This is a genomic window from Neorhizobium sp. T6_25, assembly GCF_002968555.1.
GTDB lineage: Bacteria > Pseudomonadota > Alphaproteobacteria > Rhizobiales > Rhizobiaceae > Neorhizobium.
Genome location: NZ_PVBL01000008.1, coordinates 162,964 through 187,356, shown reverse-complemented (window position 1 = coordinate 187,356; position 24,393 = coordinate 162,964). Strand labels below are relative to the sequence as shown.

Here is a 24,393-nt window from a genome sequence, read left to right as displayed (position 1 = left end):
TGATCTGGAGATCGACCGATGACATCCATTCTTCCCGTTGTCCCGAGAGGGTGTCCGGTCCCGGCGTGCAGGTTCGGCGCGTAGCATCATGCGCGCGTCCCATGCGGTCATCGGCCTCGTCCTGCTTGTCGCCCTCTGGCAAGCGGGCGTCTGGCTGTTTGCTCCGCCTCGCTACATTCTGCCGTCTCCGATTGCCGTCGCTTCCGCCTTCGGGCGGCAGCCGGGTTTCCTGCTGCAGAACAGCCTCGTCACGCTGACGGAAATCGCGCTGGGCCTCGCGATCGGCGCAGGCCTCGGCATCGCCACGGCCTTCGGCGTCGCCGCGTTGCCGCGGCTTGGTCGTCTCGTCTGGCCGATGGTGCTGATCCTGCAGGCCTTTCCCGTCTTCGTGCTGGCGCCGATCCTGGTTCTCTGGCTGGGTTTCGGCCTCGCCTCGAAAGTGGCGATGACGACGATCATCATCTTCTTTCCGGTCGCCTCCGCCTTTGCCGACGGTCTTCGCCGCACCGACCAGGAAATCCTCGACGCCGTCTCGCTGGAGGGCGCGAACCACTGGCAGACGCTGGTGTCGATGCGCGTGCCGCTGGCGATCCCGAGCCTGGTCTCAGGGCTCCGGGTTGCTGCCCCGCTTGCGCCGCTTGGGGCCGTGGTCGGCGAATGGGTGGGCGCGTCCGGCGGGCTCGGCTTCGTGATGGTCCAGGCCAATGCCCGCATGCAGACCGACACGGTGTTCGCGGCGATGACCATACTGGCAATCCTCACTCTTATTCTAAGGCTTCTTATCGACCGGCTGACCGCCGGGCTCGCCCCGTGGGCCAGCGAAGCCGACCCTTCATCTTCATCCGCATCAGGGAGTTCCGTCCGATCATGATCCGTATCCTCACTGCGTCCTTCATCGCGCTGGCCAGCCTTGCCACCCCGATCTCTGCGCAGGCCGCCGACAAGCTCAGCGTGCTGCTCGAATGGTTCGTCAATCCGGACCACGCACCGATGGTCATCGCCAAGCAGCGCGGGCTGTTTGCCGATGCCAATCTCGACGTCGAGCTTATCCCGCCGTCCGATGCCTCCGCGGTGCCGCGGCTGGTTTCGGCCGGCCAGGCGGATATCGGCATCCACTACCAGCCCAATCTCTATCTCGACCATGAGGCGGGCCTGCCGCTCGTGCGGTTCGGCACGCTGGTCGAGACGCCCTTGAACACGGTCACGGTTCTGGCGGACGGGCCGATCAAGAGCCTCAAGGACCTGAAGGGCAAGAAGGTCGGCTTTTCCGTCACCGGCTTCGAGGATGCGATGCTGAAGCGCATGCTGGCCTCCGAAGGGCTTTCGAACGCTGACGTGGAACTGATCAACGTCAATTTTTCGCTGTCACCGTCGCTGATCGGCGGCAAGGTGGATGCGACGCTCGGCGGGTTCCGCAATTTCGAGCTGACCCAGATGAAGATCGAGGGCCATCCGGGTCGCTCGTTTTTCCCGGAAGAGCACGGGGTTCCGGCCTATGACGAGCTGATCTTCGTCACCCGCCGCGATTCTGCCGCCGACAACCGGCTGCCGCGCTTTCTGCACGCCGTCGAGCAGGCTTCGATCTACATCACCAACCATCCGCAGGAGGCTTGGCAGCTGTTTGTCAAGGCCTATCCCAACCTCGACGATGAGTTGAACCGCACCGCGTTCTTCGACACGCTGCCGCGCTTTGCCAAGCGTCCGGCCGCACTCGACCAAGGCCGTTACCAGCGCTTCGCCGCCTTCATGCAGGAAATGGGACTGATCAAGACCGTGCCGCCGATCGGGGACCTCGCGGTCGAAATCAAGTAGGCCAAGCTGCTGATATTGTTTGATTTGAGCGCCGGGGTTCGCGTAACGTGATTTCCATGCCAGATAGGCATCGCACGTTACGTACCCCGGAGTTTGCTTGACCATCGGACTTGCCCATGCGGAACTGATCGCGGTTCTGTCCGCCGTCACCGGCGACGAGCCGCGCGTGATGACGGTTCGCTCCGGCGATGCGCTGCCATCCGGGCCCTTCGAGTTTGGGCACAGGAGCCTGCAGGCCGGGCTTCGCGAATGGGTGGGGGATCAGACGGGCCATCCGCTCGGTTATCTCGAACAGCTCTATACCTTCGCCGACCGCGACCGGACCCATGAGGATGCCGAGGGGCGGACGATCTCGATCAGTTATCTCGGCCTTGTCCGCGAGCAGGCCGCGCCCGGTGCCGGAAAACCCGGTTGGCATGGCTGGTACGAATATTTCCCCTGGGAAGACCATCGCGGGGGGAGGCCAGAGATTCTGGCCGCCATCACCGGCCGCCTGCAGGATTGGGTTGCGGCGGAAACTGCGCGGCGCGAACACCGCCGGCGCCGCGTCGATTTTGCCTTCGGCCTCGACGGCGCCGCCTGGAACGAGGATCTCGGCCTGCAGCGTTACGAACTGATGTACGAGGCGGGGCTCGTTGCCGAGGCGGGCTGCTCGCCGGCCAAAAGTTTCGGGCGTTCGATGTTTGCCGACCACCGCCGCATCCTGGCGACCGGGATCGCGCGGCTGCGCGCCAAGATCAAGTACCGCCCGGTGGTCTTCGAATTGATGCCGGAGAGTTTTACGCTGTCGCAGTTGCAGCGCACCGTCGAGGCACTGGCTGGCCTGACGCTGCACAAGCCGAATTTCCGCCGGCTGATCGACCAGCAGGAGCTGATCGAGGAAACCGGCGAGGCGACCAGCGAAACCGGCGGGAGACCGGCCAAGCTTTTCCGCTACCGCCATGCGGTCCTCGAAGAGCGCGCGCTTTCCGGTTCGAAACTTCCGCTTTCACGTAATTGACATAAACTCTAAACGAGAATATGTCTCTGCGCCGGATATACTCACTTCGAGTATAAAAGGAGCAGCTGATGAATTCTCCGCTTTCGGTTTCCCAGCTTTACGATCGTGTCAGCCGTGTCATCCCCAAGGCCGAGTGGATGAGCTACGAGGCGGATGTCGCAGCGATCCTTGAGTTGAAGCGCACTCGCAACGCCGTCATCCTCGCTCACAATTACCAAACGCCGGAAATCTTCCATGGCGTCGCGGATATCGTCGGTGACAGTCTGGCGCTCGCCCGCAAGGCGATCGAGGTGGATGCGGATGTCATCGTGCTCGCCGGCGTGCATTTCATGGCGGAGACGGCAAAGCTGCTCAACCCCGGAAAGACCGTGCTGATCCCTGACATGGAGGCGGGCTGTTCGCTGGCGGATTCGATCACGCCCGAGGACATCGCGCTGCTGCGGCAGGCGCATCCGGGCGTGCCGATCATCACCTACGTGAACACTTCGGCGGCGGTGAAGGCGGCATCCGATATTTGCTGCACCTCCGGCAATGCCAAGCAGGTGGTGGAATCGCTCGGCGTTCCGAAAGTGCTGATGATCCCGGACGAATACCTGGCGCAGAACGTGGCGCGGGAAACCAATGTCGAGATCATCGCCTGGCACGGCCATTGCGAGGTGCACGAGCTGTTCAATGCGCAGGACGTCCGCGATCTGCGCGAGGCGCATCCGGGCGTCGTGGTACTGGCGCATCCGGAATGCCCGCCGGAGGTGGTGGCCGAGGCCGATTTTGCCGGTTCGACTGCCGTCATGTCCGATTATGTCGGCCAAAAGAAGCCGGCTCGCGTCGTGCTTCTGACGGAGTGCTCGATGAGTGACAATGTCGCCGTGCATCATCCGGATGTGGAATTCGTGCGGCCCTGCAATCTCTGCCCGCACATGAAGCGCATCACGCTGTCCAACATCCGCAAGGCGCTGGAGGAAAACCGGCACGAGGTGACTGTCGATCCGTCGATCGCGGTTGCCGCCCGCCGCGCGGTCGAGAGGATGCTCGCCATATGACCGAGATCCTCGACCATCTCGCCGGCCGTGTCGCGATCGTCGGCAGCGGTCTGGCGGGGCTGGTGACGGCGTTGACCTTGGCGCCGCAGCCCGTCGTGCTGATCACCCGCGCCGCCCTGGGTGCGGAAACGTCGAGTGCCTGGGCGCAGGGCGGCATTGCCGCAAGCTTGGGCGCTGACGACAGCGCGGACCTGCATCTGGCGGATACGCTTGCCGCCGGTGACGGACTTTGTGATCCGGCAGTCGCCGATTCGATCCTGAAGGAAGCTCCGAACGCCATCGCCATCCTGGAAAAATTCGGCGTGCGTTTCGACCGGGCAGAGGACGGTTCGCTTTCGCTCGGCCTAGAGGCCGCCCATTCGCGCCGCCGTATCGTGCATGTGGCGGGCGACGGATCGGGTGCGGCGATCGTCCGGGCTCTGGTCGAGGCCGTTTCCAGGACACCGTCGGTCACGGTGCTTGATGGTGTCGAGGTTCGTCGGCTTTTGACGAATGGCGACGCAGTGCCCGGCCTGCTCTGCGCGGCGGCCGCCGGCGCGGTTATCTTGCCGACCGCGCGGGTGGTTCTGGCGACCGGCGGTCTCGGCGGGTTGTATGACGCGACCACCAACCCCACCGGCAATTTCGGTCAGGGCGTGATGCTTGCGGCACGGGCGGGCGCGCTGCTTGCGGATATGGAATTCGTGCAGTTCCACCCGACGGCACTGGATTCGCAGCGCCGGCCGCTGGCGCTGGTCAGCGAGGCGGTGCGCGGCGAGGGCGCGGTGCTGGTCAACGAAAGGGGCGAGCGTTTTCTCGCCCGCGAACCGGGCGCGGAACTTGCCGCGCGCGATATAGTGGCGCGTGCCATCAGTGCCGAGATCGCCCGCGGCGGACGCGTCTTTCTCGATGCGCGGCCGGCGCTCGGAAGCGGGTTTTCACGCCGCTTCCCGGCGATCGACGCGCTCTGCCGGGAAGCGAGCGTCGATCCGAATTCCGACCTCATCCCGGTTCGTCCCGCTGTTCATTACCACATGGGCGGGGTAGCGACGGACGCAAATGGCCGCAGTTCTGTCCCGGGTCTCTGGGTGGTCGGCGAGGCGGCTTCGACCGGTCTCCACGGCGCCAACCGGCTGGCCAGCAACTCGCTTCTGGAAGCGGCCGTGATGGGCATGCGGGCCGCGCGGGATCTCTCGGCGACCTCTGCCGGAACGATTCATCAGATCGCCGATGCCGAATTGCCGGTGCCGGCGGATATTTCCGCCGTGCGGCCGATCGTGTCGCGACATCTCGGCGTCCTCAGAAACGCCGGTGCCATTCATGGTGCGATCGCAAGCCTGTTGCCGCTCGTCGAAAGCGAAGGATCGGCCGCCGATCCGGCGATCGTGGCGCTGCTGATCGCCGTCTTCGCGTCGCTGCGACAGGAATCCCGCGGCGCGCATGCCCGCACCGATTTCCCGTTGAAGCTTGCCTATGCGGAACGGCGGCAGTTGCGCCTTGCCGATGCGCTGGACATCGCCCGCGCGACCGCTTCCCATCCCCTTGCCCGGAGTGCCTGACATGATCCTTGCCGCCCTTCCGCGACTTCTCGTCGAACCGCCTGTGCGCGCTGCACTTCTGGAAGACCTCGGCCTTGCCGGCGACGTCACGTCCACGGCGGTCATTCCGGCTGGTCATCGCTCGACCGTTGTCATGGCGGCTCGTAAAGCCGGGGTCATCGCTGGGCTGGATGCGGCCGAGCTCGCCTTCCAGCTCGTCGATCCGAAGATCGTCATGACGCGCCACGTAGAAGATGGCGGGGCGGTGAAGCCCGGCGATGTGATCGCCACGATCGAAGGCCCGTCCCGCGGGCTTCTGACCGGCGAGCGAACGGCACTGAATTTCCTGGGCCATCTCTCCGGCATCGCCAGCGTCACGGCCGGCATCGTTGCGGCGATCGCGGGCACCAGGGCCTCCGTCGTCTGCACCCGCAAGACGACGCCGGGGCTTCGGGCGCTGGAGAAATACGCGGTACGCGCCGGCGGCGGCATGAACCATCGTTTTGCGCTCTATGACGCCGTGCTGATCAAGGACAATCATGTGGCGATCGCCGGCGGCATAACCGAAGCCATCGGCCGCGCCAAGGCGGGTGTCGGGCATATGGTCAAGATCGAGGTGGAGGTGGATACGCTCGACCAGCTTCACGAAGCCATGCAGGTCGGTGTCGATGCGGTGTTGCTCGACAACATGACCCCGGAGCAGCTTCGCGAAGCGGTCGGCATCGTCGCCGGCCGGGCGATCACCGAGGCGTCAGGCGGGATCACGCCGGCGACGGCCGCCGCCGTGGCCGCATCGGGCGTCGACCTGCTCTCCGTCGGCTGGATCACCCACAGCGCACCGACGCTGGATATCGGGCTCGATTTCCGGTCTGCAAATTAGGCGACCGACAGCGCCAGAGGCTTCCGGTGTCGTTGAAAACAATGGTACATCCTTGATCCGGAACACCGGACGGGCAAGGAGTGCAAGATGCCGAGAATACCCGAAGACCAGATCGACGCCGTGCTGGCTCTTGTCGATGCGGATATCGACGAGAGCCTCGCACGCCTCTTCGACCTGATCCGTATTCCGAGCATTTCGACCGACCCCGGCTATCGCGATCAGTGCAAGGCGGCGGCCGAGTGGCTTAGCCGCGACCTCGCCTCGTTCGGGTTCGATGCGTCCGTCAGGCCGACGACCGGCCATCCGATGGTCGTCGCGCACCAGAAGGATGCGGCCGGGCCGCATCTGCTGTTCTACGGACATTACGACGTGCAGCCGGTCGATCCGCTGGCGCTCTGGACCAGCGATCCGTTCGAGCCGCGGCTGGAGCCGTTGCCGAACGGCGATACCGCGATCGTCGCGCGCGGCGCCTCAGACGACAAGGGGCAGATGATGACCTTCGTCGAAGCCTGCCGCGACTGGAAGGCGGTGACCGGCAAGCTGCCGGTGCAGGTCAGCATCCTTTTCGAAGGCGAGGAGGAGGCAGGCAGCCCGAGCCTCGCGCCGTTCCTCGATGCCACCGCGGAAGAGCTGAAGGCCGACATGGTCTATGTCTGCGATACCGACATGTGGGACCGCGAGACGCCGGCCGTCACCACCATGCTGCGCGGGCTCTACAGCACCGAGGTCGAGATTACCTGCGCCGACCGGGACCTGCATTCCGGCATGTTCGGCAATGCCGCCCGCAACGCGCTGCAGGTACTATCGGATGTCGTGGCGAGCCTCAGGACGCCGGACGGCGGCGTGGCGGTCAAGGGTTTCTACGATGGCGTCAAGGAACTGCCGGAGGCGATCAAGGCGCAGTGGCAGCGGCTGCCGTTCGACGAGAAGGGTTTTCTTGCCGATATCGGGCTCGCGATCCCGGCGGGCGAGGCGGGCCGGTCCATCCTCGAACAGGTCTGGGCGCGGCCGAGCTGCGAGATCAACGGCATGAGCGGCGGCTATACCGGCGAAGGTTTCAAGACAGTCATCCCGGCCAAGGCGACCGCCAAGATCTCGTTTCGGCTGGTCGATGGCCAGGTTCCGGAGAAGATCCGCGATGCCTTCAAGGCGCATGTTCAGGCGCGCATCCCGGCGGATTGTTCGGTGACGTTCAATGATTTTGGCCTGGCGCCGGCGACCGTCATGCCGATCGAAAGCCCGTTCCTGACGAAGACGCTTGCGGCGCTTTCCACCGAATGGGAATGCGAGGCCGCACTTGCCGGGACCGGCGGCTCGATCCCGATCATCGGTGAGTTCAAGCGCCGGCTCGGCTGTGACGCGCTGCTTGTCGGCTTCGCCCGCTTCGACAACCGCGTTCACAGCCCGAACGAGAAATACGACCTGTCGAGCTTCCACAAGGGCATCCGCTCCTGGGTCCGCATTCTTGCCGAGCTTGCTGAGTGATCCTGCCGCCGCCGCTCAGGCTTTTTCGAAGAGCGGCGAGATCATCATTTCCGGCACGAGCACAAGTCCCTTGTCGGTGATGCGGATTTCCGGGATGACCGACAGCGGGATGAGGTTGAAGCCCATATAGGCGATGGTGCAGCCGGCCTTTTCCCATTCGAGCTTGAGGGCCTTCACCTCGTCTGCGACCTCGTGGACGCGTTTGTCGGAGAGCAGGCCGGCGATCGGCAGCGGCACCATTGCGGTGACCTTGCCGTCCATGACGACGCAGACGCCGCCCTGTTTTTCCTCGATCGCATCCAGCGCCAACTGCATGTCGAGCTCATTCGTGCCGGCGACGATGATGTTGTGGCTGTCATGACCGACGGAGGAGGCGACGGCGCCCTTTTTCAGGCCGAAACCGTTCAGCAGCCCGTGCGCGACATTGCCGGACGATTTGCCGTGCCGCTCGACGACGGTGACGAAGCAGAGGTCGTGGCGGTCGAAATGCGCCTGCCAGTGGTCGGCAGGTTCGAGCGTCACAGTCACATGGCCGAGCGTGATGCCGGGAAGCTCGGTGCGGATCGTATGGGTAACGACGGTATCAACGGGAAGGTCGGGTGCCAGTTTCAGGTTCTTCGGCAGCTTGACTGTATGGTAGGCGGCTTCCGGATAACGATAGGGTTTTGAAAGCGCTTCACCCAGGATTGGCGTAATCTTGCGGTTGTCGACCACCAGTTCGCCGCCGTACCAGGTGCTGACCGGTTTCAGGTCGTCGGTCAGAAGCACGAGGTCCGCTCTCCGTCCGCCCCCCATGCCGCCGATCTCGCCTTCCATGCCGAAACGGGTCGCGCCGTGCAGCGAGCCCATCGCCCAGGCCTGTTCCGGCGCCATGCCGGCCTTGACCGCTTCGCGCGTCACCCAGTCGAGCCCGAAGGCGAGCAGGTCCTCGGCGTCGCGATCGTCGGTGCAGACGGCGACGCGTTTATGCGAGGCGCCGAGTTCGGTGATCGTCTTAATCGCATGCGGCAGGGAATGCCAAGGCGTTGTCGGCGGACCGCCGCGCAGGAAGAGCCAGACGCCCGCTTCGAGCAGGTCGTCGGCGATGTCGCGGTCGATCGCCTCATGGGTATCGGTGACGCCGGACGCGGCATAGGCCGCGACGAATTCCCGGCCGTAGACGTGGCCGGAAACCGGCCGGCCGCGCTGGAGCGCTGCGGCAAGGATCGCATGGCTGCGCTCGTCGCCCATGGCGACGGGGACGAAATCCATCTTTTCGCCGAGCGCCACCGCTTCCGGCCATTTGTCGAAGAGCGCGGCGATCTTGGCGGGCGTCAGGTCGCCGCCGGCGGTTTCGAGCTGCGGCGAGGTGGCTGGCACGGTGCTCGGCACGGTGAGGAAGATCGACAGCGGTGCCTGGCGCGCATCTTCCAGCATCGCCTCGACGCCCGCGACGTCCATGACATTGCCGATCTCGTGGCTGTCGCAGAAGATCGTCGTCGTCCCATTGAGGAGTGCCGCCTCGGCATAGGCGCAGGCGGTCACCATCGAGGATTCGATATGGATATGCGGATCGACGAGTCCGGGCGCGATGATGCGGCCTTTGGCGTCGTAGAGCCTTGCGGTTCCATTCCTGTAGCTGCCGGCCGGCTTCACGGCGGCGATACGGCCACCCGAGACCCAGACCTCGCGACCGTCGAGAATGCGCTCCGAATAGGTGGACAGCACGCGCGCACCCTGGATGACCAGATCGGGGTCGCGACGGGCCGAGGCGACATCGGCGAGACGGCGGGTCATGGTTGACAGGGGCTGGACGGAGAACCGGGTGAGGGCGGTCATGAAAACCTCATTTCAAGGACTGAAAAGAACTGGCGGGATTGTAGGGAAAGCCGCCAGAGCAAGTAAGCATCAATCGGGAGAGAAACATCCGAGCGTTGCCGAAATTCGAACTCTTGCGGCGAAATATGCTGCTTTTCAGCAACGCCAAGGTTTGGGATAGTGCTGGGGATGCAATGAGAGGCAAACGATCAGATGGCCTATATCATCAGCGAACCCTGTATCGACGTGAAGGACGGCGCCTGCACCGCGGCATGTCCCGTCGACTGCATCTACGAGGGCGGGCGGATGTTCTATATCCATCCGGACGAATGCATCAATTGTGGCCTCTGTCTCTCCATCTGTCCGGTCGATGCCATCGCCTACGACGAGGAGGCGACCGAAGCGCAGATGGCGTTCATCCCGGTCAATCGGGATTATTTCGGAGCCGAGGTCACCGGGCTGGGATCACCCGGCGGCTGGGACAAAAGTCGGACGCGGAACATCGATCACCCGGTGGTGACATCGGCGCCCGTGCGCGAGGCGGCTCACTAAGTGTTGCTCCAGCTTCCATAATAGGCGCGGGTGGCGGCGCTCAGCTTGCCGCATCTTTCCCGCTCGATGGTCAGGCGCGGCAGGTCGGCCTTGGCCTGGGCCAGCAGTTCCTTTCGGGCCGCATCGAAATCGACGTTCACAAGCCTGCCGTCCCGCATGATCGGCCGGCCGGCGACATAGACCGCCTTGGCATGCGCGGCTGACATGCGGTTGAGGAGCACCTCTGCCTCGTCGAGATCGTCGAAGACGCTGTCGGCGATCAGGGCTTCGTAGTCGACGACCGTAAAGTCCTCGCCGAGCGGGGCGTTGACGACGCTCGCGCCGGTTTTGATTGCCGCGTCGAATATATCGGTAGCCGTAAAGCTTCGTTCGAGCTCTCGTCCGCCATGCAGGAAATAGAGAAGCCGCATCTCGCGCCAGAGATCCTGGTCGTCGTCGAAGGCGCTGCCGTCCAGCCCGATGCCGAAGCGCAGGCCGCGTTTGACGGCATCCGCCAGCGGCGCGGTGCCGGAGCGCAGGCGCAGATTGGCGGAGGGATTGGAGACGAGCTGGACGCCGCGTTCGGCCAGTAATTCGTATTCGTCCGGCCGGAGCTGCACGCCGTGTGCAACGGCAAGGCGCGGCGAGAGGAAGCCGATGTCGTCGAGATAACGGACGATGCCCTGTGGAAAGCGGCGGTCCAGCCATGCCCTTTGCCGCGGGCTTTCGAGCAGATGCATGTGGATGCGGCGGTTGTTGGCGGCGGAGGCCTCGGCGATCGTTTCGAGCAAGGCGTTCGAGCACCATTGCGGGCCAATTGGGCCGTATTGAACGTCGACTAGCGGATTGGAATTGGCCGCGGCAACGGCATCGGCGGCGGCGAGCTGATCGCGGAACGGAGCATAGCGTGGGGCGAGGGGAGAAAGAGCCTCCCAGTCCGCCGGGCTCAGGAATGGCTTCAGCCTTTCGGGACCGCCGTCATAGGCCCAGGCGTCGTGGTCGAGAAGCGGGCAGGAGAGGCCGAGCCGGATTCCAACATCCTTTGCGGCGCGGATCACCTCCAGGGCCTCGTCGACCATGCGGGCCGCATTGAGGGAATTGTGGCAGTGGATGGTCGCGGCGACGCCCGTCTTTGCGAGGCGCCCGAAGGCCACGAGGGCTTCGAGATAGGCATCGGTACGAGGGCGCAGCCGCATGGTCGGAATCCAGGTTTCCAGCGCATCGTCGAGGCTGCCGAAATCGAGCGTGCGGATGCCGTAGCCATGGTCATGGGCGTTGACCGGCATCGGCATGAGAAGATCGCCGGGGACGAGGGGGATGGCGGAGGCCAGAATGGGAAGGGCGGTCTGCATCGCCTCGCCGCGCACGGCCTTTTGATGGCCGGGGTGCTGCAGGAAGCACTTGTCTTCGTTCGATGTCACCGCCTGATGACCTCCGCAATCTGGTTGCTGAATTTTTCGAGATCGACGCTGAGTGCCTCGATGACTGCCTCCGTAGCGTGGGTGAGCTGACGGTTGTGGGGCGCGACGATGCCGACCTCCATGTTCTGCAGGCGGGAGCCTGCGATCGGCAGGGCGACTACATCGCCGGCTTTCAGCTCTTTCAGGAGGCCGAGCGGCGTGAAGAAGGCGACGCCTTCGCCGGACAGGATCAGCGGCTTCAGCATCATCTGGTTGTTGGTGGCGACAAGCGTGCGGCCGACGCGGTCGAGCGAGGCGAGTTCGACGGCAATCATCGAGCTCATCACCTCGTTGTCGAGCTGCAACAGCAGCTTGAACTGAGCGCATTCCTGCAGAGTGGCGCTTTTCTGGCGGGCCAGCGGATGGTGTTTTGCGACCATCACCATCAGCGGCATGCGCACGCCGTGGACCAGCTTGATGTCGTGCGGCCGGGCGAGGTCGAAAGTGATGCCGATATCGCAGTCGCCGTCGGCGACGAAATGAAAAATGTTGTTGAAGTTGTCGGCGCGGATGCGGAAATCGACGGCCGGGTTCTTGTGGTGAAAGCCGGCGACGAATTCCGGCATGAACTGGACGGCCAGGCTGTCGAGGCAGGCGATGTGGACGCGGCCGGTGCGTTTGCCCTGCAGGTCGCCGAGATCCGATTTCATGATCTCATAGTGATGAATAGTCTCCTTGGCGTGCTTCAGCACCACCTTGCCGGCGGAGGTGAGGCGGAGGCCATCGGAGAACCGTTCGAACAGCGGCGTGCCGAGCTCGTCCTCAAGCTTGCGGATTTGACGGCTGACGGCGGAGGTCGCCACATGCAGCTCTTCGGAGGCCTTTCGGATCGAGCCGGCGCGCGCGACTTCGACGAAATATTTCAGGATACTGGCGTGCATATTCATCCCCCAAGATCCTGAAATTCATACCATACCTACCGGCCCTGCCAAACCGGAGCGCGCTTTTCGCGGAAGGCCGTCACACCTTCGACGGCGTCCTCGCTCTGCAGCGCACGGATGAGCGCGGGGGTGCGCAATCCCTGAGCTTCCGAGGGGCTGAGATGGCCGGTGCGGTTGACCGTCTGCTTGATCGCCTTCAGCGACAGCGGGGCACAGGCGACGATATCACCCACCCATCTGTCGACGGCTGCATCAAGCGCATCGAAGGGCACGGTCTCGTTGACGATGCCGAAGCCCTGCATTTCGGCGGCGGTAAACTGCCGGCCGGTCAGCATCACGGCCATGGCAAGGTTGTACGGGATTTTCCGCTGCAGGAGCACCATGCCACCGTCGAGCGGCATGCGGCCGACGCGCGCTTCCGGCAGCCCGAATTTCGCGGTGTCGGCGGCGATCACGATGTCGCAGCCGAGCACCATCTCGAAGCCGCCGCCGAGCGCGTAGCCGTTGACGCGGGCGATCACCGGCACGTCCAGCGATTTGCGGAAGGCGAGGCCGCCGAACCCGTTGCTGCGGCTTTCCGCCCAGTATTCCAGACCGCTCTTGGTGGCGCCGCCCTTGAGGTCGGCGCCGGTGCAGAAGGCTTTCTGGCCGCTACCGGTTAGGACCACGCAGGAAATGTCGTCGCGGGATTCGATCTCCGACCAGATCGCGTCGAGTTCCCTTTCGGTCGCGGCATCGACGGCGTTCATGCGGTCCGGACGGTCGAGCGTGACCCGCGCTACCCGGTTCTCGACGGAAAATCCGACGGTCATGCCGCGTCTCCGCGGCGCGCGTCTAAGGAGGCGAGGATTTCAGCATTGTGCTGACCGAGGCTCGGCGGTGCGATGCGCACCGAGACGGGTGCCGCGGACATGTCGATGGGAGACCCGATGAGGCGGATCGGCCCGGCGGCCGTTTCACCCGCTTCGAGGATCATCTTGTTGATGACCGTCTGCGGGTCCTGCAGCGCTTCGGCGAGGTTGCGCACCGGCGCGCAGAGGATATCGACCTCCTCCAGGCGCTTCAGCCAATGGGCATTGCTGTTCCTGGCAAAGTTCGCGCGGAAGATCTCCTGCAGTTCCGGGCGATGCGCCATCTGGGAATCGAAGTCCTTGTAGCGCGGCTGGGCGGAGAGATCCTCGATTTCGAGCGCGTTGCAGATGTCCTGCAGCGGGTTCTGCTTGAAGGCGCCGACCATGACGATCGCGCCGTCAGTCGTGTCGAAGACGCCGGTCAACGGGAAGGCGCCCCAGTTCAGGTCCTTCTCGCGCATCATGTGCGCGGCACCTTCCTGCATCTGCATGGCGAGCATGGAATTGTAGAGGCTGACGGCAACCTGCTGGCCTTCACCGGTCTTTTCCCGATGCAGCAGCGCCAGCAGGATGCCCTGGACGAGGTGCATGCCGGCGGAATAGTCAGCGAGCGGTGTGGCGTAGATCGAGGTCGGATGGGCGCTGTCGGACTTGCGGCGCATGACGCCGGAAAGCGCCTGGGCGAGAATATCCTGGCCGCCCTTGTGCTGGTAGGGGCCGGTGAGGCCGAAGCCGGTGCCGACGGCGTAGATCAGCCGCTTGTTGATCTTCTTCAGGTCGTCGTAGCCGAAGCCCATGCGTTCCATCACGCCGGGGCGGAAGTTGTTGACCACCACGTCGGCGCCCGCGATCAGGGCGAGCACGGCGTCGCGGGCTTCGGTGAGCTTCAGGTCGAGCGCCAGGCTCTTCTTGTTGCGGTTCAGCGAGCAGAAGACCGGGTTGTTGAGGCCGTCCGGATCGGAGCCGAGCGACCAGCGCGACAGGTCGCCGATCTTGGCCTTCTCGATCTTGATGACTTCGGCGCCGTAGTCGGCGAGCGTCTGGGTGCAGCAGGGTCCGAGCATGACCTGCGTGAAATCGATCACGCGGATGCCGTCGAGGGGTAGAGAATTCATTCCGCAGCCTCCAGGAATGTTGCATTGTCGGAGGGCACGTCGCCGGGATCGGCACCCTGGGCCCGCATCTGTTTCTGGATAGCCCGAACATCGGCTTTCCGTACGGTGGTTCCGGCATTGAGCGCCACGACGGCGGCAACGCCTGCGGCCTCGCCCATCGCCATGCAGGGCGGGATTTCGCGGCTCGACTTCTGCGCCTGCGGTGTCGCCGAGTAGTGACGTCCGGCGACGATCAGCTGGTCGACCTCGCGCGGCAGCATCGAGCGGTAGGGCGTGTAATAGTCGCGGCCGCGGCAGACGGTGTCGGAGAAGTGGATGCGGTTCATCACATCGTCCTTGGTGACCACGTATTCGCCTTCGAGAAGTCGCGTCTGGCGCACGCCGGTCTGGGGCGCGAAATCGACCACATAGGCCTTCTCGAAGCCGGGCATCTTTTCACGGGTGAAATCGAGCAGGCGGGCGATACGGTTGCGGCCTTCGATTTCCGCCTTGGTGAGGTCCTCGGTCTTGAGGCCGGAGAGGTTCGGCATATGCGGGCAGTTGAGCCAGACGACGCCGGGCAGCGGGGTCTTCAGCCACCAGAAGGACCAGCAGCCGCCGATCAGGCGTTTTGCCTCGTGGTCGATCTTCTTGAAGGCTTCCGGCTCCTCGAATTCGAAACGCTCGGCAGCGTCCGTATCGACGCCGCCCCAGCGGGAGACGGTGGTCAGGATGAAGTTGGATTCCACATGCGAGGCGCCGGCGGATGCCGCGACATCGAGGTCGCCTGTCGTGTCGATGACGACGTCGCCGAGGATCGCTTCCATGCCGGACTTGGTCTGGCAGATGACGCCCTTGATGGTCTTGCCTTCCATGATCGCGGAGGAGAACCAGCTGTGGGTCCGAAGCTTGACGCCGGCTTCGGTCAGCACGTCATAGGAGGCACGCTTGAAACCGTCCGGATCGAAAGCGGCGGAAAAGCAGATCGGGTGCGGCATGGACTGGGTGTGGAAATCGAACAGGCCCCAGCGCGCCCAGCGCCGCCAGGCCTCCGGCGTCTCGCGGATGTCGAGTTCGCGGTCGCGGCCGGTCGGGGTGACGCAAAGGTCCCATTTCTTCATCCGCTCGATCATCTCCATGCAGATGCCCTGCACGGTGATTTCGAGGTTGTTGATCATGTCGTCGAGCACCAGGACCATGCCGCCGGCGGCGAGACCGCCGACATAGGGGTAGCGCTCGAGGAGGGTCACCTTGGCGCCATTGCGGGCTGCGGACACGGCGGCGGAAATGCCCGCCGGCCCCCCACCGACGACGACCACATCGGAACGGTCGACCACTGCGACGTTGCGCGCCGCCTGAAGAATTGTCTGTTGCATTGGTTCAAACTCCCAAAAAGTTGGGCTGAGGACGGTTGGCTCGGTGTGTTGGGCTCAGTGCGATCCGGCCGGCTTCCAGCGGATCATCCGGGCTTCGATCACCGAGACGATGAAGAACAGGACGACGGCAAGGACCGCAGCGATCACGACGGTTGCGTAGAGCAGGGGCGACCGGAAATTGTAGGTCGCCTCGATGATCAGAGCGCCGAGGCCGAAGCTCGAGCCGATCCATTCGGCGACGATGGCGCCCATGACGCTGCTGGTCGCGGCAATCTTCAGCGCCGCAAACAGGAACGGCATCGAACTCGGTAGCCGCACCTTCCAGAGGATTTCCGTGTTGCTGGCAGACAGCACCCGCATCAGGTCGAGCATGGCGGGGCTGGCGGATTTCAGGCCCTGGACCATGTTGACCAAAGTCGGGAAGAAGCAGATCAGCCCGGCGATGATGATCTTTGGTGCAAGCCCGTTGCCGAAGATCAGGACGAGGATCGGGGCGAGCGCAATGATCGGGATCGCCTTGATGAACACGGCGATCGGATAGAAGGCCTTTTCCGCCGTCGCGCTGTGGACGAACCAGATCGCCAGAAGGATGGCGACGAGATTGCCGAAGACGAAGCCGAGGAATGCCTCGAGGATCGTCGGCAGCATGTTGGTCCAGAGGATCCCGGCGTTGTCGCGGAAGGCATAGGCGACGTCGACCGGGCTCGGGGCCATGAAGGTCGGTATCTTGAAGAACCAGACGACGAACTGCCAGAGGACCACGAGCCCGACGGCGGCTGCGATCGCCGGCATATGTTTGACGAGCACGCCGGCTGTCGCATCGAGAAGCGCGATCTTGCGATCGGGGGCGGCGGCCGTCTTGGTGGTGGAGGAAACGACGTGGCTCACAGGCATTCCTCCAGAAGGCGGCGCAGATGCGCGGTGACGCCGATGAACTCGACGGTGTCACGCACGGCAAGCGAACGCGGGAAGGGGAGATCGACCTTCATGAACTCCTTGACGCGGCCCGGATGGGCCTGAAGCATCAGCACGTTCTGGCCGAGGAAGGCTGCTTCCGGGATCGAATGGGTAACGAACAGGATCGTCGTTCCGGTTTCCTGCCAGACGCGCAGCAGTTCCTCGTTCAGACGGTCGCGGGTGATTTCGTCGAGCGCCCCGAAAGGCTCGTCCATCAGAAGGATGCGCGGCCGCGTGATCAGCGCCCGGGCGATCGCCACGCGCTGGCGCATGCCGCCCGAGAGCTCGTGAGGGAGCGAATTTTCGCGCCCCTTCAGCCCAACCATGGCCAGCAGCTCATGCGGGTCCGCATGGTCGCCGGTTTGGGCGTGTTTTCCGACTTCCAGCGGCAGGCGGACATTGTCGAGTACGTTCCGCCAGGGAAGCAGCGTCGCATCCTGGAAAACGAAGGCGAAGTCGCGGCTCTGGCGAGCCTCCTGCGGGCTCCGACCAAAGACGGAAATCGAACCGTCGCTGATGTGGACGAGATCCGCCACGCATCTGAGCAGGGTCGATTTTCCGCAGCCGGAGGGGCCGAGCATGGTGACGAAGGCGCCTTCCGGTATGTCCACGGAAACATCGGAAAGGGCCGTGAATTCGTTGTTCCTGTCGCCGAACCGGACGGAGAGGTTTCGGATCGAAACCGCCGTGGCTGCCGGTTCTGTCAGGGGAACGTTCGGCATCAACTTCGCCGTTCCTAACATGGCTATCACCCCACCTGTTTGCGGATGTCGCTGGTGGCTTCGAGGATGGAGAAGTTCGCGACGTCGTCGACCGTCGGAACCGTCCCCTTGAACTGCTTGAGATCGGCATAGGCCTTGATCTGCGCCGCCCAGTTTTCACGCGACATGGTACCCCAGCCCGATGCCTTGGTGGTGGCGCCGAAGGAGAAGTCGACGCACGGGACCACGGCCTTCATTTCGCTTGCCTTGTCGAGGATCGGATAGGCCTCGCAGAGCATCTCGACCGCTTCCTTCTGGTTGTTGCGGACATAACCCCAGCCCTTGGCGGCGGCGCGGGTGAAACGTTCGAGAACATCGGAGTGTTTGGCGATCTGGTCGTCGGTCGTGTAGTAGACGTTGGCATAAAGCTGCAGGCCGCTGTCCCAGAGCATCATGTCGACCCGGTTGTCGCCAAGCACATCGAGAGCATTGACGTTGGTCAGCCAGCCGGTGACTGCATCGGCCTGGCCGGTGATCAGCTGGTTCATGTCCGAACCCATGTTGACCATCTTGACCTGGTCCTCGGCGATGCCGTTCTGGGCGAGAAGCGCGCGCAGCAGGATGAAGGCGGTCGGCTGGGTGGCGATCGTCTTGCCGATCATGTCCTTCGGGGTCTTGATTGCCTTGTTCTTCAGCGAGAAATAGGTGAAGGGGTGCTTCTGGTAGCCGGACAGGAAGGCCTTGACCGGCAGGCCTGCCGAACGCGCCAGCATGACGGATGGGCTGGAGGAAATCTGGCCGGTTGCGGACTGGCCGGATGCGACGCCCGCGACGCCATCGACGCTCGGTCCGCCGGGGACGATTTCAAGCTCGATGCCCTGTTCCTGGAAAAAACCCTTCTTCATGGCGGCGACTTCACCGAGCAGGCCGTTGGAAGCAAGCCAGCCGAGCTGCATCCGCACCTTGGCCACATCCTTGGCGTTGCCGGCTCGGATCCCGAGGAAGCTGGAGGTGGCGGCAAGCCCACCCAAGGCCGCGGCATTGGAGATAAAGCGGCGGCGATTCAGTGTGAAATTAGACATAGCGTTCCCCTGTTGGCCGTTTGGCCTGATACATTTTCGCTTGACTTCGCCGGTCTCAGTTGCCGGATTGAGGAGAGGATGGCGCAATGTCGCGTTCTAATAAAGAACAATAATTCGCATATTTGGTTGCCGAAAAGGCAACGCAGGATTCGCGGCGATTCCATGGAGTTGGCAATCGTCAAGTATGTCGCCCGAGCCGAAGCCTCGATATAGGGCCGAAGACTTCGCAAAGGCCTGATTCATGGTGAACGTTTACTTAATTATCCACTCAAGATAGAAAATGCTTGCAGGGGTACTCGGCAACCTATCGATGATAGGATACAAATAACACCTATGTATCCTAGCGCCGGAGAGATGGTCCTGCAGTGAGCAAAGCACCGAATGCCGCCGACAGAGAGGTTGGAAAGCGGATCCGCCTCTACAGGCGAGAGAAAAAACTTACCCAGCCGCAACTTGCCCACCACGTGGGCATCACGTCTCAGCAGCTTCAGAAATATGAAAACGGCATCAACCGGATTGCAGTTGGCAAGCTGGTGGAGATCGCAACTGCGCTGAAGGTCGAGATGGTGGCGTTCTTCGACCGCATCCCGACAGTCGAGCCGTCGAACGACAACCAGCTCGAAGACCCGCAATTCGATTTCACGCATGAAGCGCTGCTGATGAGCATGGCATTCATGAGCATTACGAAGCCGGTTTTGCGCAAACGCATACTGGAACTGGTTCAGGCGGTTGCCACCAAGGAATTCGAGGCGGAAGCGCTTTTTGCCGAGATCGAAAGACAACCGGCCCAGTGATCGGTCCCTGACGATTTAAGGCCTGGGACCGTCCTCATCGAGGGCCAGCTTCGTCTTGCTGCGGAATATCGCATTCAGCTTCACGCTCCGCTCGTTTTCGGGGCTGACGCCTTCCCAATCGAGCGAGAGTTGAAGAAGTGCCATGTTCGTCAGGTGGACGACCGTGGAGAGCTGAAGCGATTCCGCTTCCTTGTTGACCGCAGAAAGCATGCGGAACAGGCGGGCGTATTCATCGCTGGCGACGTCATTTGCGAGATCAATCATTTCATGGATCCTTGCGCCGAGTCGACCTCGTCGCGCAGTTTTTCCCAATGGGCGGTCTGTGCGAACGTCCATTTGGAGTGTTTGTTGGTACTGCTGATGCCGTTTAGCCAGACGAGGACGGCTCTCGCATCCTCACGCTTCAATTCCACCTGGTGGCGTTTGATGTCGTGAAGGATCACTGCACTGCGCTGAGGATCGTTGAAATCGCATCGTTCGAGAATGGCCTGATAGGTCCGCTCGGTGTAGTGCATGAAATTGGCGGCGAGGAAAAATCTCTCCCGCTCGGCAGCCGAGATGAGCCCCATCCGCCCAAGCTTGCGGATTGTCGCCTCGTAGTCGACGCGCGGCACCGAGAGAGGCATCCAGCCGAGCTCCTCGGGGCCATGGATCAGTGCGACAGCTTCGTCGTCGATCAACCGGCCGGCGGCATAATCGGAATATATCCTGCCGATGCCGACCATTCCGAATGCCTCGCATTCGGCGGCGCGCAATGCTCCCATGCTCGCGCCGCCGCCGACGGAGACGTCGCAGCTCAGCGCATAGAGAATCTCCTTGTGCCATACGGAGGCGGACTCGCCGAAATAACCGTCGATCAGCGCGATCGCCTTGGCGCCGTCCTCGACCGCCTTCAGAATATCGCCGCGCGCCGCAGGCCCGCGGAAGGTCAGCGAGGGAAATCGTTGCTTCATCTGGCGGGTCGAAGACCCGAGGCTTGGTCCGACAAAAACGACTTTCAATGCCGTGACCTCCTTATGGCGTTTGCAGCACGGATACCGAGCTGCAAATATTGGCCTGAAAGTTCAACTTCCAAGCCGGGAACGACGACGCGGACGACCGAAACAGGGAGCCCGGCATCCTGCATGGGAACCGCAACGACCTGCCGGATGCCGGCAAGCTTCAGCCGACCAAGGATGTGATCGATCGTGCCGTTGATGGAGTGGCGGGTTGCGTCAAGCTCGCGATACTGGACCGGGCGCCTGTCCAGCGACGACAGGGCGACCAGGCGGCTGAGAGCGTTGTCCCCCCGCATATGCTGATAGATGCGGGGCGAAAAGTCGTCGCGGCTGCCGGCAATAGCAGTCAGGCGGCTCTGCGCAGCCTCGGTGATGGCGCGCAGCATTGCGCGTACCGGATCGGGATGGCAGCCGCAGCCGCCGCAGATCTGGCTCCAGCGCGGATCTGACCGCTTGGCCATGGAGTCCGGGATCAGCACCGCCAGGAATGCCGGAACCTGGAGATCCGTCGTCATGTCGAGGAGGAGGAGCTGTATGCCCGCATTGCGAAGGCGGCTGACCATGAGGTCGAGCACGGCATCCTCGACGCTGGTGGGATCGACGAGGCAGGCGTCCAGTTCCTGCTCGGATTTGAGCTGGACAAGGGTCCAGGCATCGCGCTCGACGAGTTCGCACAGCCCGTGCAGGAGTGCCTCGGCATGGGTGTTTCCGGATGCGAGGCCGTCGCTGGACTGCTCGAACCCGGCCGGCCGTTCGCCTCGGTGATCCATTCCGGCCAGCCACCACGGCACCATGACCTGATTGCCGGAGAGGATGTCGAGGCCCGTGACCCAGGGTATCTGGCCGTCGCCGATTTCGGATGGCACGCATCGTGCGGTCGAATGAAGGTCGATCATCCCCGCTGCGGAGCCCGCAACGTCGTTGACGGTCGCCCAGGTGAGCGATGCCGGTTCGATTTCCGCGACCCGCGTCTCCAAGGCCTCCATGGCGGCCGAGGTGCGCGCCGCATCGGCATCCACGCCTTTGCCCTGGAAAACGGAAAGAGTGTGGCTGTTCGGCCGTGTCGCAAAGGCGACGGGAATGCCGACCCGGTCGAGGCCGGTCAGGAAGCCGACCCGGGTAATGCCGAGATCCCGGAAAAACGGGCTGATCGCGTCGAAGGTTTCCGCCGGCGAGACGCGCCGATCATGATACGTGCTGAAACCCTGCTCCCGCTGCGTCAGGGAGGCTGCGAATGTCTGGATCGTCTGTGTCGATGACTGGATCTGCATCATCATTTCCGGCGGCCGAATTTCAAGGGACCCTGACCTCGAACGAGATTGGGCGGGCGACTGCCGGGTCTGCAAAAGCGGTTGCGGTGCCGAACTCATGCCGTCGAATCGTCCTCTCCAAGGGTCTCTAGTGCAGAAGAAACCAAAGGCACCGTGACTTGGGCGTGACAGGCTTGTTTAGCGGGCTTGTGTGGCTATTTGAACGATCTTTTGCTGGCCGGCTCGTGGTCAAGCCCAAGGCAGCCGTCGGCCCCTTGGGCTTCCAGGCTCATTACTGGTATCTCATGGCATGCGTGACCTGAGAGAGCGCGTTCGGCGCAATTTCGGTCCGGCCGCCAAGTACGGCTTCGGCAGCGGCGGAAAACCGCAGCGTCGGGGCAGAGGCAGTGGTTTCAACCGGCTTGGAGGTCTTGAACTTCGTTTCCATGCTTTCTCTCCGCTAATAGGCAGCGTGTGCTGCGTGCATAGAGAAAGGACCACATCGGGTGTTATTCCAGCGTGACAGGCATTTTCACGCCTGTTTACGGCAGCCCGGCGAGCCGGAGGCCATGAATGAGAAGCTCGGCATGGGCCGGGTTGCGGTCCGGCACGAAGTAACGGATGTCCTCGCTGCGGAAGTCCGGGAAATTTTCCCTGACGATCGCGGCATATTTACGCGCGGCGGGCATGTCGCCAGCCATCGCGTGACTGGCGGCAAGCAACCGCGCGGTGGCGTGCTTGGTGCGGACCGGGTCGATAGTATCGATCGCTTTCGAATATTCCTGGCGCACGTAATAGGTGGAGCCGAGGATCCAGTAGTAATGATCCGGTGGCAGCGGGTTCAGCTTGAAGGCCGCGAGCCCGAGATCGAGAGCCTTATCCAGGTCGCCCGCATGCGACAGCGCGTCCGAATAATCGACCAACACGTCAGCATCGCTCGGATTGAGGTTCTGAGCCTCCTGAAAAAGATCCAGGCTTTCATCGAAACGCCGACGATAAAGCGAGATGAAGCCCAGCTCGCGGAAGGCACGACCGCTGCCGGGATCGAGATCGCGGGATGCCCGCGCGGATTGATTGGCCACATCCAGCAACTCATTGTCCTTCATGCCGCGAACCAGCCATTCCATGCCCAGCGAGCGTGAAATTCCGGCATGCGCCGGCGAAAAACTGTCACACCGCCTGACCGCCGATTTGAACCATTTGCGCGCCTGGCGCAGATGCTGCAGGTCGGTGCCGGACAGATAGCGCTTTCCCTCGAGATAGAGGCGGTAGGCCGAGGGATCGACGTCATCGAGGGACCTGGCGATTTCATGCCGTTCGATGACATCGGTCAGCGACATCGAAATACGCCGCGCCAGCTGGCTGAAAGACGCTCTCATCTGCTGGACGTCGAGCGGCAGGTTGATGGCCCAGAGCACCTCGCCGGTGCCGACCCTCGTCAGCCTGCAGGTCGCAAAAATCTCGTCGCCTTCGCCCTGGATCGTCACGAAGACGGAATAGTCGAACTGAAGGTCGCTAAGGGCCGATTGGCCCTGATTTGGATTGGTGGATCGATTGAGCAGTTCAAAGCTCGTATGGGCGGCGATGATCTTGAAGACACGCTGATGGCTGAGGCCGATCGTGACGTCTTCCAAAAGAGCCCTGCCGAGGCGCTGGACCAACGCATCCTGGACGATCGTCTCGGGGGGAAGGATAACCACGCGCGGCTGTGCCGGCATGACACCCTTTGGGCGTTCCTCCGCTTCGGGCGTGCGGTCGGAGCCGGGGCGGCTGAGGATGCCGAGTTCGTGGGCGAGCCCAATCGTCTCCGGTGTGGGGGGCGTACCGTAATCGGCCCTGAGCTGGTCCCGGCATCGGCTATAGGCCTGGCGGGCGGCGGCGAAGTCACCATGGGCGACATGATACTTCATCAACGCTCGCGCGGCGCCTTCATGGGAAGCATCCAGCTCGATCAGGCGGTTGGCAAGCAAGGGCAGTGACGGGGACTGCCGGTGGGACGATATCGCCAGCAGGCTTTCGATGTGGCTCGATCGCCAGTCCCCGACCTTGCGCCGTGCGTCCAACAACCAGTCTTCCGCGCCGCCGGTCGGAGCCTCCACGGCTTCGAGCAGTTCGCCTCGAACGAGGTCCCAGTCCTCTTCCCTTAGGGGGCCAGGCTCCATCAGCGCGAGGAGATCGATGTCGGACCGATCGCAATCAAGCCTCAGCGCTTCTTCGTCGGTCACAAGGATGGCAGGGGCATCCGCACCGACAGCCTTGGCGATGCGTGCCAAAAGCTGACGCAGGCTGTTTGCGCGCTTCTCCGCGTCGTGGGAAGGCCAGAGAAGTCGCCGTATCGTTTCGCGGTCGACCGTCAATCTGGGTGCCATCGCAACGACGGCAAAGAGAAAATACGCCTTTTCCGGCAACGCGATGCTCGCGCCGTCCAACTCAAGCGAAGGGCGACCGAGCAACCGGATTTTGAGCGTCGTATTTTCGAGCATTCTGTTGTTGTTCGGAACTACGAGTTGTTGTCAGAAATATGTATCGATAAGGGGACTGTATGTACATGCATTTCTTGAGACTGTTGGAATAGTAAGATACAGCTATCGCGAGCTTCGTCAAACCGGCTTTTATCGCATTGGTCGAATCGTGTTCCTATTCCCTCTTCAGTTGAAGGTGGCGCAGTGGAAGCAATACCGAAAACGGCGTATCCCAAATACCCGCGCCGGTTCAGCCAGGAAACCGGTATTACGTCGGGTTTCCAAGGAATTGGAAATACCCCCAGGCGAGAACAAGGCACACGATCACGGCTGCAACGACCGCCAACTTGCGCAGCAGCGGATTCGGCTCTCGCGGCGGTGGTTCCGGGCGTCGGAATTTGATGATGTTGTCGTTCATGGATCTG

25 protein-coding genes are annotated in these 24,393 nt (G+C 62.9%); 10 read left to right on the top strand and 15 right to left on the bottom strand.

Going from position 1 to position 24,393, the window contains the following annotated elements; translation table 11 throughout:
* Positions 1–88 precede the first annotated feature (88 nt).
* The 7 genes from C5L10_RS13515 to C5L10_RS13485 all read left to right on the top strand — a co-directional run bounded on the left by C5L10_RS13515 (position 89) and on the right by C5L10_RS13485 (position 7,734).
* On the top strand, positions 89–871 hold the full coding sequence (locus C5L10_RS13515) for an ABC transporter permease (protein WP_105430090.1): 783 nt from the start codon (positions 89–91) through the stop codon (positions 869–871).
* The gene (locus tag C5L10_RS13510; protein WP_172717022.1) at positions 868–1,812 is read left to right on the top strand and encodes an ABC transporter substrate-binding protein; all 945 of its coding nucleotides are present in this window, start codon (positions 868–870) and stop codon (positions 1,810–1,812) included. The genes C5L10_RS13515 and C5L10_RS13510 overlap by 4 nt, the downstream gene beginning before the upstream one ends.
* A gap of 97 nt (positions 1,813–1,909) precedes the next feature.
* A complete protein-coding gene (locus C5L10_RS13505; protein ID WP_105430089.1) occupies positions 1,910–2,812 on the top strand; it encodes a hypothetical protein in 903 nt (300 codons plus the stop codon).
* 68 nt (positions 2,813–2,880) lie between these two features.
* Positions 2,881–3,852, top strand: coding sequence for a quinolinate synthase NadA (gene nadA / locus C5L10_RS13500; protein ID WP_105430088.1), 972 nt, complete (start codon positions 2,881–2,883; stop codon positions 3,850–3,852).
* Positions 3,849–5,390 carry an L-aspartate oxidase gene (locus C5L10_RS13495; protein ID WP_105430087.1) on the top strand — a complete coding sequence of 514 codons (1,542 nt, stop codon included), beginning with the start codon at positions 3,849–3,851 and terminating at the stop codon, positions 5,388–5,390. The genes nadA and C5L10_RS13495 overlap by 4 nt, the downstream gene beginning before the upstream one ends.
* A gap of 1 nt (position 5,391) precedes the next feature.
* Positions 5,392–6,249, top strand: a complete 858-nt coding sequence (gene nadC, locus C5L10_RS13490) for a carboxylating nicotinate-nucleotide diphosphorylase (protein WP_105430086.1) — start codon at positions 5,392–5,394, stop codon at positions 6,247–6,249.
* A gap of 87 nt (positions 6,250–6,336) precedes the next feature.
* Positions 6,337–7,734, top strand: a complete 1,398-nt coding sequence (locus C5L10_RS13485; RefSeq protein WP_105430085.1) for a M20/M25/M40 family metallo-hydrolase — start codon at positions 6,337–6,339, stop codon at positions 7,732–7,734.
* Positions 7,735–7,749: 15 nt separating this feature from the next.
* On the opposite strand, the gene C5L10_RS13480 is transcribed toward C5L10_RS13485, so the two are convergent.
* Positions 7,750–9,552 (bottom strand): adenine deaminase, encoded by a 1,803-nt coding sequence (locus C5L10_RS13480; RefSeq protein WP_105430084.1) that lies wholly within the window; start codon positions 9,550–9,552, stop codon positions 7,750–7,752.
* On the opposite strand from C5L10_RS13480, the gene C5L10_RS33635 reads away from it, so the two are divergent.
* Together C5L10_RS33635 and fdxA are read left to right on the top strand one after the other, a co-directional pair.
* Positions 9,551–9,712: a hypothetical protein gene (locus tag C5L10_RS33635; protein WP_172717021.1), complete on the top strand. Its 162-nt coding sequence runs from the start codon at positions 9,551–9,553 to the stop codon at positions 9,710–9,712. The genes C5L10_RS13480 and C5L10_RS33635 overlap by 2 nt on opposite strands.
* Before the next feature lie 32 nt (positions 9,713–9,744).
* Positions 9,745–10,083 (top strand): ferredoxin, encoded by a 339-nt coding sequence (gene fdxA / locus C5L10_RS13475; protein WP_105430083.1) that lies wholly within the window; start codon positions 9,745–9,747, stop codon positions 10,081–10,083.
* Here the strand turns inward: fdxA and C5L10_RS13470 are convergent.
* The 8 genes from C5L10_RS13470 to C5L10_RS13435 are packed head-to-tail and all read right to left on the bottom strand — an operon-like array spanning position 10,080 to position 18,464.
* Positions 10,080–11,483 carry an amidohydrolase family protein gene (locus tag C5L10_RS13470; protein ID WP_245447995.1) on the bottom strand — a complete coding sequence of 468 codons (1,404 nt, stop codon included), beginning with the start codon at positions 11,481–11,483 and terminating at the stop codon, positions 10,080–10,082. The genes fdxA and C5L10_RS13470 overlap by 4 nt on opposite strands.
* Positions 11,480–12,403: a LysR family transcriptional regulator gene (locus tag C5L10_RS13465; protein WP_105430158.1), complete on the bottom strand. Its 924-nt coding sequence runs from the start codon at positions 12,401–12,403 to the stop codon at positions 11,480–11,482. Before C5L10_RS13465 ends, C5L10_RS13470 begins: the two co-directional genes overlap by 4 nt.
* 35 nt (positions 12,404–12,438) lie before the next feature.
* Entirely contained in the window at positions 12,439–13,215 is a 777-nt protein-coding gene (locus C5L10_RS13460) for an enoyl-CoA hydratase-related protein (protein WP_105430082.1), read from the bottom strand.
* On the bottom strand, positions 13,212–14,369 hold the full coding sequence (locus tag C5L10_RS13455) for a CaiB/BaiF CoA-transferase family protein (protein WP_105430081.1): 1,158 nt from the start codon (positions 14,367–14,369) through the stop codon (positions 13,212–13,214). The genes C5L10_RS13460 and C5L10_RS13455 overlap by 4 nt, the downstream gene beginning before the upstream one ends.
* Positions 14,366–15,724 (bottom strand): FAD-dependent oxidoreductase, encoded by a 1,359-nt coding sequence (locus C5L10_RS13450; RefSeq protein ID WP_105430080.1) that lies wholly within the window; start codon positions 15,722–15,724, stop codon positions 14,366–14,368. The genes C5L10_RS13455 and C5L10_RS13450 overlap by 4 nt, the downstream gene beginning before the upstream one ends.
* A gap of 54 nt (positions 15,725–15,778) precedes the next feature.
* On the bottom strand, positions 15,779–16,612 hold the full coding sequence (locus C5L10_RS13445) for an ABC transporter permease (RefSeq protein ID WP_205837050.1): 834 nt from the start codon (positions 16,610–16,612) through the stop codon (positions 15,779–15,781).
* Complete coding sequence (locus C5L10_RS13440) at positions 16,609–17,403, bottom strand: ABC transporter ATP-binding protein (RefSeq protein ID WP_245447993.1); 795 nt, start codon at positions 17,401–17,403, stop codon at positions 16,609–16,611. Before C5L10_RS13440 ends, C5L10_RS13445 begins: the two co-directional genes overlap by 4 nt.
* 26 nt (positions 17,404–17,429) lie before the next feature.
* Positions 17,430–18,464, bottom strand: coding sequence for an ABC transporter substrate-binding protein (locus C5L10_RS13435; RefSeq protein WP_105430077.1), 1,035 nt, complete (start codon positions 18,462–18,464; stop codon positions 17,430–17,432).
* 365 nt (positions 18,465–18,829) lie between these two features.
* Here C5L10_RS13435 and C5L10_RS13430 point away from each other — a divergent pair, with 365 nt between their 5' ends.
* Positions 18,830–19,258, top strand: a complete 429-nt coding sequence (locus C5L10_RS13430) for a helix-turn-helix domain-containing protein (protein ID WP_046633205.1) — start codon at positions 18,830–18,832, stop codon at positions 19,256–19,258.
* Positions 19,259–19,273: 15 nt separating this feature from the next.
* On the opposite strand, the gene C5L10_RS13425 is transcribed toward C5L10_RS13430, so the two are convergent.
* The 6 genes from C5L10_RS13425 to C5L10_RS33625 form a co-directional block, all read right to left on the bottom strand.
* Positions 19,274–19,522 carry a hypothetical protein gene (locus C5L10_RS13425; RefSeq protein ID WP_105430076.1) on the bottom strand — a complete coding sequence of 83 codons (249 nt, stop codon included), beginning with the start codon at positions 19,520–19,522 and terminating at the stop codon, positions 19,274–19,276.
* On the bottom strand, positions 19,519–20,259 hold the full coding sequence (locus C5L10_RS13420; RefSeq protein WP_105430075.1) for a TfuA-like protein: 741 nt from the start codon (positions 20,257–20,259) through the stop codon (positions 19,519–19,521). The genes C5L10_RS13425 and C5L10_RS13420 overlap by 4 nt, the downstream gene beginning before the upstream one ends.
* Entirely contained in the window at positions 20,256–21,527 is a 1,272-nt protein-coding gene (locus C5L10_RS13415) for a YcaO-like family protein (RefSeq protein ID WP_172717020.1), read from the bottom strand. The genes C5L10_RS13420 and C5L10_RS13415 overlap by 4 nt, the downstream gene beginning before the upstream one ends.
* Positions 21,528–21,798: 271 nt before the next feature.
* Positions 21,799–21,954, bottom strand: a complete 156-nt coding sequence (locus C5L10_RS33630) for a hypothetical protein (protein ID WP_172717019.1) — start codon at positions 21,952–21,954, stop codon at positions 21,799–21,801.
* Between the two features lie 94 nt (positions 21,955–22,048).
* Complete coding sequence (locus C5L10_RS13410) at positions 22,049–23,989, bottom strand: BTAD domain-containing putative transcriptional regulator (RefSeq protein WP_105430073.1); 1,941 nt, start codon at positions 23,987–23,989, stop codon at positions 22,049–22,051.
* A gap of 247 nt (positions 23,990–24,236) precedes the next feature.
* Positions 24,237–24,386: a hypothetical protein gene (locus C5L10_RS33625; protein ID WP_172717018.1), complete on the bottom strand. Its 150-nt coding sequence runs from the start codon at positions 24,384–24,386 to the stop codon at positions 24,237–24,239.
* Positions 24,387–24,393: the final 7 nt, after the last annotated feature.